We start from the raw sequence: 16,313 nt of genomic DNA, 5'->3' as shown, positions 1-16,313 counted from the left end.
GCCCGTTGCAGCACGCTGCGCGGTGCGTTATCGCAGCGCACCATTCCAGCGGTGCACTGCACCTGCCCGTGCCGCATCTGAATTGCATGTGCGCCGCATGCCCCGGATAGCTGGCCGTAACGGTGCGGATCGGGCAAGCTCCCCGCTCGCTTGTTTCCGGAGCCGGTAATGCCCCTCAGCTTTTCCCGCCTGCTGTCGCTGGTCCTCGCCGCTGTGTTGAGCCTGTCAGTGGCAGCGCCCGCCGATGCGGCCAAGAAGAAGACCGCCAAGGCACAGACCTCGCAAACGCGCGCGAAGGCGAGCAAAGGCAAGAAGACCACCAAGCCGGCGGCCAAGGCCTCGAAGACGGCCAAGGGCAGCAAGGCCGCCAAGGCCAGGCCACGCGCAGTCGCCGCGCCGGTGGTGCTGACCAAGGCCCAGCAGCTCAACCTGCTCTACGACCAGTACTGGGACGCCTCGCTCAAGCTCAATCCGCTGCAGGCCACCTTCCAGGGCGAGAGCCGCTACAACGACCAGCTGCCCAACTTCCTGTCGCCGGCGTTCCGCCAGCAATCGCATGATTTCACCGTGCTGTGGCTGGGCAAGGCCGAAGCGCTGGGGCCGGACGGCCTGAGCGGTCAGGACCTGCTCAGCTACCAGATCTTCGTGCGCGATGCGCGCAGTGCGCTGGCCGCCGAGCAGTTCCCCAGCTGGATGCTGCCGATCAACCAGTTCTACAACATCGCCAGCATTGCGGTGGTGCTCGGTTCCGGCACCGGCGCGCAGCCGTTCAAGACGGTCAAGGATTACGACAACTGGTCGCGGCGTGCGCTGGGCATTCCCGACCTGTTCGACCAGGCCATCACCAACATGCGCGCCGGCATGCAGGCCGGCGTGGTGCAGCCCAAGGTGCTGATGCAGAAAGTGCTGCCGCAGCTGGATGCGATCATTGCGCGCAGCGCCGAAGACAGCCTGTTCTGGGGGCCGATCCGCAACCTGCCGGCCGATATGCCCGAGGCCGACAAGCAGCGCCTCACCGCCGAGTACAAGCGGATGATCGAGGTGCGCATCCTGCCGGCGTATCGCGCGCTGCGCGGCTTTATCGCCACCGAATACCTGCCCGCCTGCCGCGACACCGATGGCTTGGCGGCGCTACCCAACGGCGCGGCGTGGTACGCCTACGACGTGCGTCAGAGCACCACCTCCGACCTGAGCCCGGAGCAGATCCATCAGATCGGGCTGGACGAGGTCGCGCGCCTGCAGGGCGAGATCGCCGCGCTGGCCAAGCAGGTCAAGTTCCGCGGCAACCTGCCCAAGTTCTACAGGTTCATGCAGACCGACAAGCGCTTCAGCTTCCGCAGCGATACCGAGCTGCTGGGCTATTACCGTGGCCTGCAGGGACGCGTGCAAGGCGCGGTGCCGCGCCTGTTCGCCAGCCAGGACATGCCGCCGCTGGAAGTGCGCGCGGTGGAACCGCAGCGCGCGCAAGCGGCGGCCAGCGGCTCGTACATGCGTCCCAGCGTCGGTGGCAGCACTGGCGCCACGCCGGGCATCTTCTACGTCAATACCTCCGACCTGCCCTCGCGCAAGACCTGGGAAGCGGAGAGCCTGTACCTGCACGAGGCGATTCCCGGCCACCATTACCAGCTCGGGCTGCAGCAGCAGCTGACCGACCTGCCCAAGTTCCGTCGGCTCGGGGGCGAGACCGCCTACATCGAAGGATGGGGCCTGTATGCCGAATCGCTGGGCCGGGAATTGGGGCTGTATCAGGACCCGTACAACACCTACGGCTATCTGCAGAATGCGCTGTGGCGCTCGATCCGGCTGGTCGCCGATACCGGCCTGCACAGCAAGGGCTGGACCCGCACCCAGGCCATCGACTACATGCTGGACAACTCGGCGATGAGCCGCATCGACGCCGAAGCCGAAGTCGACCGCTACATGGCCATCCCAGGTCAAGCACTGGCCTACAAGGTCGGCGAGATGAAGATCGCGCAGCTCCGCGAGCAGGCGCAGCGCGAGCTGGGGCCGCGCTTCGACATCCGCGCCTTCCACACCGAAGTGCTCAAGGATGGCTCGGTGCCGCTGGAGATCCTGCAGGACAAGATCCAGCGCTGGATCGCAGCGCAGAAAGGCTGAGGGCAACGCTTGCGGCCGATGCAAGGGTTATCGGCGGTCGCGGTCAGGCCGGTGTTAGGCCTGGGTGCGGATCTGCGCTTGGCATGCGTCGCGCAACACCGGCATGAAGTGCTGGTTGCCGGGTGCCGGTTGCCGGTTGCCGGTTGCGGTTGCGGTTGCGGTTGCGGTTGCGGTTGCGGGTGCCGGTGCGGGTGCCGGTGCCGGTGCCGGTGCCGGTGCCGCAGCGGCCACGCTCGCCGATTGTGAGGCGCGTCCTCAAGGCGCGCCACCGACGACGGTGGTGCCCTCAACCCACCGCCCGCGCCGCGGCCAATGCGGCGATATCGCGCGGCGTGGTGCGGCAGCAGCCACCGATCAACCGCGCGCCTGCGGCCAGCCACTGCGTGTGCTGATCCGCCAGACTGCACGCGGGCGCATCGCCGGCATGCCAGCGTTTGTCGCCAGCGTCGTAGTGCTCGCCCGAGTTGGGATACACCACCAGCGGCAACGCGGTCAGCGCCGATAGGCGCTGCAATGCGGCGGTGACCTGATCCAGCGCAATACAGTTGATCCCTACCGCGATCACCTGTGCGCAGGCATCCAGTGCCGGCATCACCTGCGCCAGCGGCGTGCCATCGCTCAAATGGTCGGCATCGCGCAAGGTGAAAGAGAACCACGCATGCAGCTGCGGAAATTCTTCCAGCAGCAGACGTAACGCCACGATCTCGTTCGCCGAGGGCAGCGTCTCGCAGGCCAGTACATCCACACCCGCCGCTGCCAACGCGGCGATGCGTGGGCGATGGAACTCCATCAGTTGCGCCAGCGGCAACGTGTAGTCGCCACGGTATTCGGAGCCATCGGCCAGATACGCGCCATATGGCCCGACTGAGCCTGCCACCCACAACGGCGCAGCGTCCGGCTGCGCCTGCAGATGATCGGCACGCGCCTGTGCGGCCAGGGCCACGCTACGGGCGATCAAGGCCTGCGATTGCGCCAGATCCAGCCCGCGCGCCGCGAACCCTAGCGGCGTGGCCTGGTAACTGGCAGTGATCGCGCATTGCGCGCCGGCAGCGAAGTAGTCGCGATGCACCTGATAGATCAGCTCAGGCTGCTCCATCAGCACGCGCGCCGACCACAGCGCGTCGTTGAGATCGCAGCCGCGTTGTTCCAGTTCGGTGGCAAGCGCGCCATCAAGCAGCACATAGCCATCGTGCTGGAGCGCCGCACTGAACGGCGCAGTTGCGCGCGGCTGGCGGGGAAGGATCGTCATGTGTGCAGTCTCCTGGCCGCGAGCCATTGGGTCAGTGCATAGGCGCCGTAACACAGCGCCACAAATGGAATGCCGCACCACAGCGCGATGCGCTGTTGCGGATCGAATGCCAACCCGATGCAGGCCAGCAGACACAGCGAGAATCCAAGAATCGGCGTCCACGGATACCACGGCGCGCGATAGGCCAGCGTCTCCACGGCAATCCCGTCGCGGACCAGCTGCTGACGAAAGCGGTAATGCGATGCGCAGATGCTTAGCCACACCACCACCACCGCAAAGCCGGACACTGCGGAAATCGCAACGAATACCGTCTCGGCCGCGTACACGCCGGTGAGCAGGGCCAGCAGACCGCCCAGCATGCTCAGCAGCAAGGCCGGCAACGGAATGCCGCGACGAGTCAGGCGCGCAAGGCGCGCCGGGAGCGTGCCTTCGTTGGCCAACGACCACAGCATGCGCGCCGCCGCATACAGACCGGAATTGGCCGCCGACAGGATCGCGGTCAGGATCACCGCATTCAAGATGTCCGCCGCGTACGGAATGCCCAGCAACTCGAACGCGCGCACGAACGGGCTGGTCTCGACGGCCGCCTGGCGGGCGGGCAGCAAGGCAGCAAGCACCAGCACGGTACCCACGAACAGCACCACCAGCCGCACCAGCGTCGTGCGGATCGCCAGCGGAATGGCGCGTGCCGGCTGCGCGGTTTCGCCCGCAGCCACGCCGATCAATTCGGTGCCGGAAAACGCGAAGTTCACCGCCACCATCGTCATCAAAATCGGCAACGTGCCGTGCGCAAACCAGCCATCGGCGCGCAGATGGCGCAAGCCGGGCGCAGGCGCACCATCGGCCAACGGCAGCAGGCCGATCACCGCCGCGCCACCCAGCACGATGAAGACCAAAATCGTGATCACCTTGATCAACGAAAACCAGAATTCGCCCTCGGCAAACCAACGGGCCGACACCGTGTTCAAGCCGAAGATCAGCGCGCAGAACAACAGACACCAAGGCCACGCCGGGCTATGCGGAAACCAGTACTGCATGCAGAACGCAGCGGCAGTCAGGCTCGACCCCAGCGCCACCGTCCAGGTCAGCCAATACAACCACGCCACCACATACCCGGTGGCCGGCCCCAGATAGCGCGCCGCATACACATGAAATGCCCCGGTCTGCGGCATCGCCACCGCCAGTTCGCCCAGGCATTGCATCACCAGATACACCACCAGCGCACCGATCAGATACGCGGTCACCGTGCCCAGCGCACCGGTGCTGGCGATGATGTAGCCGGTGTTGAAGAACAGCCCGGTGCCGATTACCCCGCCCAGCGACAACATCACCAGATGGCGCACCTGCATGCTGCGCTGGAACTGCGGTGCGGCGCTGGAAGAAGAGTCTGGCATGCGTCGGTCTGATGGGCGGCGCACCATCCTGCCATGCGCATGCAGGCGAGCACAGCCATGCGGTGGCGAGCTGTGACGCTGTACAAGCACTTCAGGCAGACGCGGGTATGCTCGCGTGCCGATCCTGCGGAGCACCGTCATGTCTGACACACGTTACCCGCGCCTGCCTGCAGCGTTGCCGCCCCGCGCACGCTGCTTGCTGCCTGCGCATGCGCCACACCGCCGCGCGCTGGATCTGCGCGAAGCGGTGACGGCGGTTGATCGCAGCCAGCAACACGATCTGTCGGTATGGCAGCGGAGCGCAGCATGAAATTGGCCGGCATCCACCATGTGGCGATCATCGCGGGCGACTACGCGCGTTCCAAGCAGTTTTATTGCCAGATCCTGGGCTTGCGCGTGCTCGACGAGCATTACCGCCAGGCACGCGATTCCTGGAAGCTAGATCTGGCGCTGCCCGACGGCAGCCAGATCGAGCTATTTTCGTTCCCCAACGCACCGCTGCGCCCCAGCCGCCCGGAAGCACGCGGGCTGCGTCACCTGGCCTTTCGCGTAGAAGACCTGGATAGCGCGGTGGCGCATCTCAACGCCCATGGCGTCATCACCGAAGACATCCGCATCGACGAATACACCGGCCGGCGGTTCACCTTCTTCGCCGATCCGGACGATCTGCCGCTGGAGCTGTACGAGATCGGCTGAGGAACCACCACGCCGGGCATCGGCTCGACGGGCACCGGTTCGACATCCACTAAGCGGCGCTTCGCTAATCGATCCTCCACATGACTTCCGGCCGATGCGGCGCCGCAGCAACGCAATGAAGATCTAAGCATCCCAGGACACAGGAACGTCCATGCTGCAGATTCGTGCGTTGTCCAAGACCTACGCCAACGGCGTGCATGCGTTGCAAGGCGTCACGCTGGATATTCCTCGCGGCATGTTCGGATTGCTTGGCCCCAACGGGGCCGGCAAGTCTTCCTTGATGCGCACGCTAGCCACGTTGCAGGAACCCGATGCCGGCAGCGTCAGCCTCGGCTGCGCCGACGGCAGCAGCATCGACGTGCTCAGGGACAAGGACGCGTTGCGCCGCCGGCTGGGCTATCTGCCGCAGGATTTCGGCGTGTACCCGAAGGTCAGTGCGCTGGACATGCTCGATCACTTTGCGGTGCTCAAAGGGCTGACCAACCGTGCACAGCGCAAGGAGGTGGTCGAACGTTTGCTGCAGCAGGTCAACCTGTGGGACGCGCGCAAGCGCAAGCTCGGCACCTACTCCGGCGGCATGCGCCAGCGCTTCGGTATCGCGCAGGCGCTATTGGGCAACCCGCAACTGGTGATCGTCGACGAACCCACCGCCGGGCTGGACCCGGAAGAGCGCAACCGTTTTTTGAACCTGCTGGCCGAAATCGGTGAGAACGTGGTGGTGATCCTGTCCACCCACATCGTCGAAGACGTCACCGACCTGTGCCCGACGATGGCCATCATGAACAAGGGGCAGGTGTTGCTGACCGGGAAGCCAGCCGATGCGATCGACATGCTCAACCAGCAGGTCTGGCGCAAACAGGTCAGCAAGCCCAGCCTGCCCGATTACGAAGCCCGCTTTACCGTACTGTCCACGCGCCTGATTGCCGGCCATCCGGTGATCCACGTGTTCAGCGCCGACTGCCCGGAGCCGGGTTTCGAACAGGTCGCACCCGATCTTGAGGATGTCTATTTCCAGCGCCTGCGCAAGCAAGCGTTGGCTGCCTGACGGAGCGCCGCGATGATCCTGGCGTTCCTGCGCTTCGAGCTGCGCGAACAACTGCGCTCGCCCTTTTTGTGGTTGCTGGCCGCGCTCTACGCATTGCTGGCCTTCGCCGCACTCTCCAGCGATGCCGTGCAAATTGGTGGCGGCATCGGCAATGTGCTGCGCAACGCGCCGACCGTCATTGCCAGCGTACTGGCGATCTTCAGTCTGCTCGGTCTGCTGGTGGCTGCCTTGTTCGTCAGCAACGCGTTGTTGCGCGATTTCGAGCTGGGCACTGCGGAGCTGGTGTTTTCCACACCGGTGCGCCGCCGCGATTACCTGGTCGGCCGCATCGGTGCGGCACTGATCGCCGGCACGGTGATGTATCTGGTGATCGCGCTGGGCATGTTCGTGGCGCAGTTCATGCCGTGGATCGACCAGGCGCGGCTGGGGCCAGTCGCACTGCTGCCATACCTGTGGTCGCTGCTGGTGCTGGTACTGCCCAACCTGCTATTCACCACCGCGCTGCTGTCGGTGCTGGCGGTGACCACACGCAGCATCCTGTGGGTCTACATCGGCGTCATCGTGTTTTTTGTGTTGTATGGCGTGAGCCGTGCGCTGCTGGCCGATCTGGACAACGTCTGGATCGCCACCCTGGCCGATCCACTCGGCATCCGCGCACTGTCGCAGACGTTGCGCTATTGGTCGGCCGAACAACGCAACCTGCAGCTTCCTCCGCTAACCGGTTACCTGCTCGCCAATCGCGCCCTATGGCTGGGTATGAGCGGGCTGTTGTTCACCGCGACCTTCGCACTGTTCCGTACCGAACGCAGCGGCACGCGTCGTCGACGCGGCGCGGCGCCTGCTGCATCCACCAGCGCACAGGCAGCCAGCGTGCGCGTCACCACCACCCGCCTCACCGTGACACCTGCCTTCGCGGCTAGCACCGCTTTTCAGCAACTACTGCGCCAGATCCGTTTCGATACGCTCGGCGTGCTGCGCAGCGCGCCGTTCGTGGTGCTGCTGATCCTGGGCCTGGCCAACTTCATCCCGACCGCCCTGTTCAATGCGCGCATGTACGGTACCGCCGTGCTGCCGGTCACCTCGTTGATGCTGCAAGCACTGCAGAACAGCTACAGCTTTCTGCTGATCATCGTGGTGCTGTTCTATGCCGGCGAACTGGTGTGGAAAGAACGCAGCAACCACATCGACGGCATCACCGATGCCATGCCGGTGCCGGACTGGGTTCCCCTGCTTGGCAAGTTTGTGGCCTTGCTGGCAGTGATCGCCAGCTTCCAGCTCGCCGGCGCGTTGACCTCGATCGCGCTGCAACTTGGCCGCGGCTACACCACGATCGAGCCGCTGCTGTATCTCAAGACCCTGGCGCTTGGCTCGGTGCTGTATGTGCTGATGGGCGGCATGGCCCTGGTGCTGCAGGTACTGAGCAACAACAAGTTCGTCGGCTACGCATTGCTGATGCTGGTACTGATCGGGCAATCGGCGTTGTCGCTGCTCGATTACACCCAGAATCTGTACAACTTCGGAGGCTGGCCCAACGCTCCGTATTCGGACATGAATGGCTTCGGCCATTTCCTGCCCGGGCAGTTGTGGTTTCAAGGCTATTGGGGCGTGTTCCTGCTGGCCTTGTTGCTTCTGTCTTCGGCGTTGTGGCCACGCGGCGTCGGCCACGGACTGCGTCAGCGGGTGCGCCTGGCATTGCAGCGCTTGCGCGGCGCGACCGGCGTGGCATTGGCGGTCAGCCTGCTTGGCTTTGCGGCGATCGGCGGCTGGCTGTACTGGAACACCAACGTCTACAACAGTTTCCTGTCGCCGGAGCAGCAGCTAGACCTGCAAGCGCGCTACGAGCGTGATTACAGCAAGTACAGGGACCTGCCGCAGCCGCGCATCATTGCCGTGGATAACCATGTCGACCTGCATCCGGAAACGCAATCGGTGGTGATCGATGCCACCTGGACCGTGCGCAATTCCCATCGCGCGCCGATCAGCGAAGTGCATATCGGCATGCAGGGACGCACTGGCGACCGCAGCCTGGTCAACGTGGATCTGGGCGGGCAGACGCTGATCACCCACGATCGTGCGGCCGGCTACCGCATCTACCGGTTGCAGCGCCCGCTGCAACCAGGCCAAGAGCGCGTATTCCGCTTCCGCGTGGACCAGCACTCGCATGGCATTACCGCCGGGCAGGCACAGACCGATCTGGTCGCCAACGGCAGCTTCTTCAATAGTCAGGTATTGCCCTGGTTCGGCTACAACAGCCAAAACGAGATCACCGACCGCAACGATCGCCGCAAGCGTGGTCTGGGTGAGCCCACGCGCATGCCTAAACTGGAAGACCAGGCCGCACGCGCCAACACCTACGTCAGCAACGATGCCGACTGGCTCAGCTTCGCCAGCACCATCTGCACCGCACCGGACCAGATTGCGCTGGCGCCGGGCTATCTGCAGAAAGAGTTCCAGCAGGCTGGCAGGCGCTGCTTCCGCTATGTAATGGATCGCCCGATGCTGAACTTCTATGCCTACCTGTCGGCGCGCTGGCAGGTAAGCAAGGCCTACTACAAAAAGATTCCGATCGAGGTCTATTACGACCCCAAGCACCCGTACAACGTGCAACGCATGATCGAGAGCGTGCAGAAATCGCTGGCCTATGACGAGGCCAATTTCACCCCGTACCAGCATCACCAGGTGCGCATCATCGAGTTTCCGGGCTATGCGGGGTTTGCGCAGTCGTTCGCCAATACCATTCCTTATTCCGAATCGGTCGGTTTCATCGCCGACCTGCGCGACAAGGACGACATCGACTATGTGTTCTACGTCACCGCGCATGAAGTGGCGCACCAGTGGTGGGCGCATCAGGTGATCGGTGCGAATGTGCAGGGCGCCACGATGCTGTCCGAATCGCTGGCGCAGTACTCGGCGCTGATGGTGATGGAGCGCGAGTACGGGCGTGCGCACATGCGCCGCTTCCTCAAGTACGAACTGGACCGCTATCTGGAGGGCCGTGGCGGCGAGATCGTCGAAGAACTTCCGTTGTACCGGGTGGAGAACCAGCAGTACATCCACTACCGCAAGGGGTCGCTGGCGTTCTACCGCCTGCGCGAAGAACTCGGCGAGCAGGCGCTCAATCGCGCGTTGCAGCGTTTCCTGCAGGCCAAGGCGTTTCAGCAACCGCCGTACACCACCTCGGCCGAGCTGCTGCAGGCGATTCGTGCCGAGGCACGCCCGGACCAGCAGGGAATGATCACCGACTTGTTCGAAAAGATCACCTTCTACGACAACCGTGTGGTTAGCGCACAGGCCCGCAAGCGCCCGGATGGACGCTTCGATGTGACCGTGCAGACGCAGGCGGCCAAGTTGCAGGCCGATGGCCGCGGCAAGGAGCATGCGGTGCCGATGGACGACTGGATCGAAGTCGGGATCTACGGTCTGCCCGCGGGCAAGAACGCGCAGGCGCCGGTACTGGCGCTGCAGCGGCAGCACGTCACCAGCGCCACGCCCAGCTTCACCCTGACCGTCGACGCCCTGCCCATCGAAGCCGGCTTCGATCCCGACAACAAGCTGATCGACCGGGTGCCGGACGACAATCGCAAGCGGGTGACGCTGCAATAGCGGCAATCGCGGTCACTGGCCGATGATCGCTGCTCGGCCAGGACCGGCGACGAGTACAGCCAACGACTGCAAGCGAGCCGAATGATTCCGCGACGGCCGACGTGACGACGCGCCCTGCGCGCGTCGTCACGTCGGCTGTCGCATCGAACGAACTGCGTTCGCCCGTGCTCCCGGATGTCGGACCACGCGCGTCGCGTGACGGGATTTGCCGACTCGGCGCCGGACCGCAAGCAGTCAGCCTGCGCAGCCGGCGTTCTCAGTGGAGCGGCTCGGCGACGACACCGCAGCCGCGCGGCATGAACGCATCCCGCAGTGCGGCTTTCCGCCACCATACCCCACGGTATACATTCGCCATCAGGCCGCCGACGGCGGCCACAGCAATCCCTGGGAGGGGAATCATGCGCAAGACCTTCAAGACCCTGATGGTGGCCCTGCCGCTGGCGGCCGCATCGCTGCTGGCCCAGGCGTCCGATTCGCCGGTGGGTCGCTGGAAGACCATCGACGACGAGACCGGCAAGCCCAAGTCGGTGGTGCAGATCGAACAGGCCGCCAACGGCACGTTGAGCGGCAAGGTGGTCGAGATCCTGCAGTCCAACAATGGCCCCAATCCGATGTGCGACAAGTGCGACGGTGCACTGAAAGGCAAGCCGATCAAGGGCATGACCATCCTGTGGGGCCTCAAGGCCGACGGCACCGCCGTGTGGGGTGGCGGCTCGGTGCTGGACCCGGCCAAGGGCAAGACCTACAAGGCCAAGATCACCCTGACCGAAGGCGGCAAGAAGCTGCAGATGCGCGGCTACGTCGGCATCGAAGCGCTGGGCCGTACGCAGACCTGGGTGCGTGAGTAGCCGGGAATAGGGATTCGGGAATCGGGAATCGCAAGAGCGGGCGTCCTTCGGGGCGCCTTTTTTTTGCGGACCCGGAGTACCGGCAGGCGAGAAGACCTGACACGCAAAGGTGACCGTCATTGCGCTCCCACAGCCGGCGACTAGCCTGCGCACATCAACAGCGCGACAAACCTGGCCTGCTTCAACCGATTCCCCATTCCCAATTCCCCATTCCCGCCCCTTTCCCGACTAGTGCGATAATCGCGTGTCCCCCGCATCACGCCTGCCATGACCCGCACCGCACTTGTCACCACCGCTCTCCCGTATGCCAACGGTCCGCTGCATCTTGGCCACCTGGTCGGTTACATCCAGGCCGATATCTGGGTGCGCGCGCGCCGGTTGCGCGGCGACAAGACCTGGTTCGTCTGCGCCGACGACACCCACGGCACGCCGATCATGCTCGCGGCCGAGAAGGCCGGCGTCACCCCGGAAGCCTTCATCGCCAACATCCAGGCCAGCCATGAGCGCGATTTCGCCGCGTTCGGGGTGACCTTCGATCATTACGATTCGACCAATTCGCCGGTCAATCGCGAGCTCACCGAAGCCTTCTACAACAAGCTGGAAGCAGCCGGCCATATCAGCCGGCGCTCGGTGGCGCAGTTCTACGACCCGGCCAAGGGCATGTTCCTGCCGGACCGCTACATCAAGGGGATCTGCCCCAACTGCGGCGGCGCCGATCAGTACGGCGACAACTGCGAAGTGTGCGGCGCGACCTATGCGCCGACCGAGCTGAAGGAGCCCAAATCGGTAATTTCCGGGGCCACGCCGGAGCTACGCGATTCGGAGCACTTCTTCTTCGAGGTCGGCCATTTCGATGGCTTCCTGCGTGAGTGGCTGGCCGGCGATGTGGCGTTGCCGGGCGTCAAGGCCAAGCTCAAGGAATGGCTGGATACCGAAGGCGGCCTGCGCGCGTGGGACATCTCGCGCGATGCGCCGTATTTCGGCTTCCAGATTCCCGGCCAGCCGGGCAAGTATTTCTACGTGTGGCTGGATGCGCCGATCGGCTACCTGTGCAGCTTCAAGACGCTGTGCGCACAGATGGGCGAAGACTTCGACGCGCATCTGGTCGCCGGCACGCAGACCGAGCTGCATCACTTCATCGGCAAGGACATCGTCAATTTCCACGGCCTGTTCTGGCCGGCGGTGCTGCACGGCACCGGCCATCGCTCGCCCACGCGCCTGCACGTCAACGGCTATCTGACCGTGGACGGCGCCAAGATGTCCAAGTCGCGCGGCACTTTCGTGATGGCGCGGACCTTCCTGGATGTCGGCCTGGAGCCGGAGGCGCTGCGCTATTACTTCGCCGCCAAATCCTCGGGCGGCGTGGACGATCTGGACCTCAACCTGGGCGATTTCATCGCACGGGTGAATGCCGATCTGGTCGGCAAATTCGTCAACCTGGCCAGCCGCTGTGCCGGCTTCATCGGTAAGCGCTTCGACGGCAAGCTGGCCGACGCGCTGCCCGATCCGGCGCAGTACGACCGCTTCGTCGCCGCGTTGGCGCCGATCCGCGAGGCGTATGAGCGCAACGATGCAGCCAGCGCGATCCGCCAGACCATGGCACTGGCCGACGAGGCCAACAAGTACATCGACGACACCAAGCCGTGGGTGATCGCCAAGCAAGATGGTGCCGATGCGCAGCTGCAATCGGTCTGCACCCAGGGCCTGAACCTGTTCCGCATCCTGGTTGCCGGCCTCAAGCCGATCCTGCCGCGCACCTGCGCCGAAGCCGAGGCGTTTTTGTCGGCGCCCATGACCAGTTGGGACGATGTGCAGCGCCCGCTCACGGCGCACACGATCCAACCCTACACCGCCCTGTTCACCCGTATCGACCCCAAACAGATCGACGCCATGACCGACGCTTCAAAAGACACCATGGCCGCACCTGCGGCTCCGGCTGCGACCACCGTCAGCGCTGCAAAAGTGGCCAAAACCGATGCAAAAGCGGCTACGCCGGCCAATTCCCCTGCCTCCGTCTCGAATACAGGTCTTATTGGCATCGACGATTTCGCCAAGCTCGATCTGCGCATCGGCAAGGTGCTGGTGTGCGAGTTCGTGGAAGGCTCCGACAAGCTGCTGCGCTTCGAGCTGGATGCCGGCGAGTTGGGCAAGCGGCAGATCTTTTCGGGCATTCGCGGCAGCTACGGCGAACCCGAAACACTGGTCGGCCGCAGCGTGGTGTTCATCGCCAACCTGGCCCCGCGCAAGATGCGTTTCGGCATCAGCGAAGGCATGATCCTGTCGGCCGGCTTCGACGGCGGCGCCCTGGCGCTGCTGGATGCCGATAGCGGCGCCCAGCCGGGCATGCCTGTCAGGTGAAGCGGGAGTGGGGAGTCTGGCTTGGGATTGGTAAAAGCCGAGCCTGATCAGTGAGCGAGCGCGCATGATGCTGGTCTCTGAAAATGCAACGCCAAGCCATCTCCGCAGTTCCCGACGCTAAGCCCCTCTCCTTTCGGGAGAGGGGTTGGGGTGAGGGTACGAAGGCGAAGCCCTCACATCCTTCCAGCTACGCGTGGCTGCGCCCGGCACCCTCATCCGCCCCTGCGGGGCACCTTCTCCCGCAAGCGGGAGAAGGAGTTAGATCAGCGATGTAGCAGTACCTCCCCCGCATGCGGGAGAGGAGGACAACCAGTCACCGCGCCCTCACCCCATCCCGCATCCCAACTCCCCAATCCCAGCCCCCCATGCACCTGGCCCTGTTCGACTTCGACCACACCATCACCACCTGCGATACCTATGCGCGCTTTCTGCGCAAGGTCGCGACGCCCGCGCAGTTGGCGTCGGCAAAGTGGCAGGTCGGTCTGTGGGTGCTGGGTTATCGGCTGGGTCTGGTGTCCGCTGCGGCGTTGCGTGCACGTGTGACCCGCATTGTCTTCAGCGGCCGCATGTTGGATGAGATGACCGCACACGGCGTGGACTACGCGCGCAGCGCACTGCCGGGCGTCCTGCGTGCCGAGATGATGCAGCGCATCGACTGGCATCAGGCGCAAGGGCACGAGGTGGTACTGGTGTCGGCGTCGGTGGATCTGTATCTGCAGCCGTGGTGTACCCAGCACGGGCTGTCGCTGATCTGCAATCGGCTAGAGCACAGCGACGGCCGCCTGAGCGGGCGCTATGCCGACGGCGATTGCGGCCCGCACAAGGCCGCGCAGATTCGCGCACGCTACGATCTGTCGCAGTACGCATGCGTGCATGCCTACGGCGACAGCCGCGAAGACACGCCGATGCTGGCACTGGCGCACCAGCGCTGGTATCGCGGCAATCCGGTGCACTGAGCGCGTATGCCCGACCCCGCGCCCACGTTGGTCGAACGGCTCGACCGCCTGCTGCCACAGACCCAATGCGGTCAATGCGGCTACGACGGCTGCCGCCCCTATGCGCAGGCCATGGCCGACGGGCTGGCCGACGTCGACCACTGCCCGCCCGGCGGCGATGCCGGCGCGCGGGCCCTGGCGCAGGTGTTGGAGGTACCGGCACGCCCGTTCGATCGCAGCCGCGGCGCGCACAAACCACAACAAGTCGCCTGGATCGTGGAGGCCGATTGCATCGGCTGCACCAAATGCATCCAGGCCTGTCCGGTGGATGCGATCGTTGGCGGGGCCAAACACATGCATACGGTGATCGCGCCGTTGTGCACCGGCTGCGAGCTGTGCCTGCCGGCGTGCCCGGTGGATTGCATCGAGCTGCACGTCATCGGCTAGGCACCGCAAGCCAAAGCCGCTGCACCGCCAGCCCAGCACGGCCGGCGCTGGATGCCACAACTGTCGCAGGTGGCTCTGCAGCTGCCGCGCGCAAGCGCTCAACCGATGACACGCGTGCTTATGTGTACCAGGCACCCGAATGCACGCCGCAAGAATGGCGCGGTCTTGCGGCGTGATCGCAGGCAGGTTCCACGCGCAACGCCCGGCATCGCGGCACCGCCCAAACCACCAGCCCGCGCGACCGCGTCCTACATTTCGTCAGGAACGTCCTGACGCCGCCGGCGCATCCATGCTGCGGCGGCGCCCGTATGAGTAGGCACTCCCATCGAGGAATCGGCCGATGCGCCCACTTGCTGCTGTCGTTGCTGCGCTGGCACTCCGCTGCCGGCCGATTCCGCCATTGTTGCTGCTGGTGCTGGGCAGCGTGCCGCTCAACGCGGTGGCGGTCACGCGGGTGGATGGCGAGGTCTTCGATGCCGACAAGGGCGCTCTGCGCTACCGCGAATCGCACTGGCTGCTCGACGGTGGCCGGCGGCTGGTGCTGTACCGCTGCCCGAATGGGCAACCGTTCGCACGCAAACAGGTCGATGGCGGCAGCAGCTCGCCAGACTTCAGCCTGATCGATGGGCGCGATGGCTACCGCGAAGGCGTGCGCACGCGCGGCGGCGTGCGCGAGATGTTCCAGCAACAGCCCGGTAAACCCGAACGCAGCACGGCATTGCCGGCCGGCAAGGACGAGCGTGTGATCGATGCCGGTTTCGATGCCTATCTGCGCACCCACTGGGAGGCACTGGCCAGCGCATCGCAACGGGTGGACTTCGTGCTGCCCAGCCTGCAACGGCAGTTGGCGTTCCGGGTCGAACGTCTCGACGACAGCGCCGGCCAACGTCGCTTCCGCATTTCGCTCGATGCCTGGTATGGCGCAGCAGTGCCATCGCTGGAGGTGCGTTACTCCATCGCCAACAAACGCCTGCTCGAGTTCCGCGGCGTGGGCAATCTGCGCGATGCGCAAGGGCGCTACCCGCGCGTGCGCATCGTGTTTGCGGACACCGCTGCGCGTGCTGCCAGCGCGGACGACCTGCGCCAGGCACGCGAGCAGCCGCTGACCAAGAGCTGCAACGCGTCGTGAGCCAGGCCCGCGCCATCTTCACGTTCGACCACGCGCCGTTGCGTACAACGGCCCGGGCACCCATTCCCCGTACAGGAGCACCTCCATGGCAAAAGCTTATCTCTGGCTCAACGCAGTGCTCTACGTCGCCCTGGCGATCTGGTGCACGCTGTCGCCGGCCAAGACCGCAAACGCAGTCGGCTACACCCAGCTGTCGCCGGCCGGGCAATCGGAGTATCTGGTCATCTATGGCGGCCTGCAGTTGGGCATGGCGTTCCTGTTCGGTTACTTCGCCTGGATCAATCAACCGCGCACCGGGCTGCTGGTCGCGCTGGCGTTCTACGTCCCCATCGTGCTGTTCCGCAGCGTCTCGCTGTCGCGCTTGTGGCCGGTTTCCGCACCAACCGTCGCGCTTGCCGGTGTCGAGATCCTGTTGCTGCTCGCCGCCGTGCTGCTGTGGCTGCGCAAGTGACAGACAGCGCCTGCACAGTCCGGTAGCATCGCCCCCACCT

The 16,313-nt window shown here is 64.9% G+C and carries 13 protein-coding genes; 11 read left to right on the top strand and 2 right to left on the bottom strand.

Features of this window, described 5'->3' with window-relative positions; translation table 11 throughout:
* Positions 1-168 precede the first annotated feature (168 nt).
* On the top strand, positions 169-2,118 hold the full coding sequence (locus ACZZ0O_RS13355; RefSeq protein WP_463590997.1) for a DUF885 domain-containing protein: 1,950 nt from the start codon (positions 169-171) through the stop codon (positions 2,116-2,118).
* Positions 2,119-2,404: 286 nt separating this feature from the next.
* Here ACZZ0O_RS13355 and mmuM read toward each other — a convergent pair whose 3' ends face one another.
* Positions 2,405-3,367 (bottom strand): homocysteine S-methyltransferase, encoded by a 963-nt coding sequence (gene mmuM / locus ACZZ0O_RS13350; protein WP_463590996.1) that lies wholly within the window; start codon positions 3,365-3,367, stop codon positions 2,405-2,407.
* The gene (mmuP, locus tag ACZZ0O_RS13345) at positions 3,364-4,761 is read right to left on the bottom strand and encodes an S-methylmethionine permease (RefSeq protein WP_463590995.1); all 1,398 of its coding nucleotides are present in this window, start codon (positions 4,759-4,761) and stop codon (positions 3,364-3,366) included. Before mmuP ends, mmuM begins: the two co-directional genes overlap by 4 nt.
* Before the next feature lie 139 nt (positions 4,762-4,900).
* Between mmuP and ACZZ0O_RS13340 the strand changes: the two genes are divergently transcribed.
* The 10 genes from ACZZ0O_RS13340 to ACZZ0O_RS13295 all read left to right on the top strand — a co-directional run bounded on the left by ACZZ0O_RS13340 (position 4,901) and on the right by ACZZ0O_RS13295 (position 16,273).
* Positions 4,901-5,071, top strand: a complete 171-nt coding sequence (locus ACZZ0O_RS13340; RefSeq protein ID WP_161961798.1) for a hypothetical protein — start codon at positions 4,901-4,903, stop codon at positions 5,069-5,071.
* On the top strand, positions 5,068-5,457 hold the full coding sequence (gene gloA2, locus ACZZ0O_RS13335) for an SMU1112c/YaeR family gloxylase I-like metalloprotein (RefSeq protein WP_463590994.1): 390 nt from the start codon (positions 5,068-5,070) through the stop codon (positions 5,455-5,457). The genes ACZZ0O_RS13340 and gloA2 overlap by 4 nt, the downstream gene beginning before the upstream one ends.
* Positions 5,458-5,608: 151 nt before the next feature.
* Positions 5,609-6,502: an ABC transporter ATP-binding protein gene (locus tag ACZZ0O_RS13330; protein WP_323521995.1), complete on the top strand. Its 894-nt coding sequence runs from the start codon at positions 5,609-5,611 to the stop codon at positions 6,500-6,502.
* Positions 6,503-6,514: 12 nt separating this feature from the next.
* Positions 6,515-10,105 carry an ABC transporter permease/M1 family aminopeptidase gene (locus tag ACZZ0O_RS13325; protein ID WP_463590993.1) on the top strand — a complete coding sequence of 1,197 codons (3,591 nt, stop codon included), beginning with the start codon at positions 6,515-6,517 and terminating at the stop codon, positions 10,103-10,105.
* 398 nt (positions 10,106-10,503) lie between these two features.
* Entirely contained in the window at positions 10,504-10,953 is a 450-nt protein-coding gene (locus ACZZ0O_RS13320) for a DUF2147 domain-containing protein (RefSeq protein WP_055845208.1), read from the top strand.
* 267 nt (positions 10,954-11,220) lie between these two features.
* A complete protein-coding gene (gene metG, locus ACZZ0O_RS13315) occupies positions 11,221-13,311 on the top strand; it encodes a methionine--tRNA ligase (protein WP_463590992.1) in 2,091 nt (696 codons plus the stop codon).
* A gap of 365 nt (positions 13,312-13,676) precedes the next feature.
* A complete protein-coding gene (locus ACZZ0O_RS13310) occupies positions 13,677-14,267 on the top strand; it encodes an HAD family hydrolase (RefSeq protein ID WP_463590991.1) in 591 nt (196 codons plus the stop codon).
* A 6-nt stretch (positions 14,268-14,273) separates the two neighbouring features.
* Positions 14,274-14,693: an Rnf electron transport complex subunit RnfB gene (gene rnfB / locus ACZZ0O_RS13305; RefSeq protein ID WP_115561685.1), complete on the top strand. Its 420-nt coding sequence runs from the start codon at positions 14,274-14,276 to the stop codon at positions 14,691-14,693.
* A gap of 340 nt (positions 14,694-15,033) precedes the next feature.
* On the top strand, positions 15,034-15,822 hold the full coding sequence (locus tag ACZZ0O_RS13300) for a hypothetical protein (RefSeq protein ID WP_463590990.1): 789 nt from the start codon (positions 15,034-15,036) through the stop codon (positions 15,820-15,822).
* 85 nt (positions 15,823-15,907) lie between these two features.
* A complete protein-coding gene (locus ACZZ0O_RS13295) occupies positions 15,908-16,273 on the top strand; it encodes a DUF4345 domain-containing protein (RefSeq protein ID WP_323538152.1) in 366 nt (121 codons plus the stop codon).
* Positions 16,274-16,313: the final 40 nt, after the last annotated feature.

Source organism: Xanthomonas sp. AC360 (assembly GCF_979258225.1).
The sequence above is the reverse complement of the archived record's forward strand: the minus strand, read 5'-3'. Positions and strand labels throughout refer to the sequence as shown.

Bases quoted from the DNA above. Each gene is read 5' to 3' on its own strand.
- ACZZ0O_RS13355 (WP_463590997.1), top strand. From the start codon at position 169: ATGCCCCTCAGCTTTTCCCGCCTGCTGTCGCTGGTCCTCGCCGCTGTG.
- mmuM (WP_463590996.1), bottom strand. From the start codon at position 3,367: ATGACGATCCTTCCCCGCCAGCCGCGCGCAACTGCGCCGTTCAGTGCG.
- mmuP (WP_463590995.1), bottom strand. From the start codon at position 4,761: ATGCCAGACTCTTCTTCCAGCGCCGCACCGCAGTTCCAGCGCAGCATG.
- ACZZ0O_RS13340 (WP_161961798.1), top strand. From the start codon at position 4,901: ATGTCTGACACACGTTACCCGCGCCTGCCTGCAGCGTTGCCGCCCCGC.
- gloA2 (WP_463590994.1), top strand. From the start codon at position 5,068: ATGAAATTGGCCGGCATCCACCATGTGGCGATCATCGCGGGCGACTAC.
- ACZZ0O_RS13330 (WP_323521995.1), top strand. From the start codon at position 5,609: ATGCTGCAGATTCGTGCGTTGTCCAAGACCTACGCCAACGGCGTGCAT.
- ACZZ0O_RS13325 (WP_463590993.1), top strand. From the start codon at position 6,515: ATGATCCTGGCGTTCCTGCGCTTCGAGCTGCGCGAACAACTGCGCTCG.
- ACZZ0O_RS13320 (WP_055845208.1), top strand. From the start codon at position 10,504: ATGCGCAAGACCTTCAAGACCCTGATGGTGGCCCTGCCGCTGGCGGCC.
- metG (WP_463590992.1), top strand. From the start codon at position 11,221: ATGACCCGCACCGCACTTGTCACCACCGCTCTCCCGTATGCCAACGGT.
- ACZZ0O_RS13310 (WP_463590991.1), top strand. From the start codon at position 13,677: ATGCACCTGGCCCTGTTCGACTTCGACCACACCATCACCACCTGCGAT.
- rnfB (WP_115561685.1), top strand. From the start codon at position 14,274: ATGCCCGACCCCGCGCCCACGTTGGTCGAACGGCTCGACCGCCTGCTG.
- ACZZ0O_RS13300 (WP_463590990.1), top strand. From the start codon at position 15,034: ATGCGCCCACTTGCTGCTGTCGTTGCTGCGCTGGCACTCCGCTGCCGG.
- ACZZ0O_RS13295 (WP_323538152.1), top strand. From the start codon at position 15,908: ATGGCAAAAGCTTATCTCTGGCTCAACGCAGTGCTCTACGTCGCCCTG.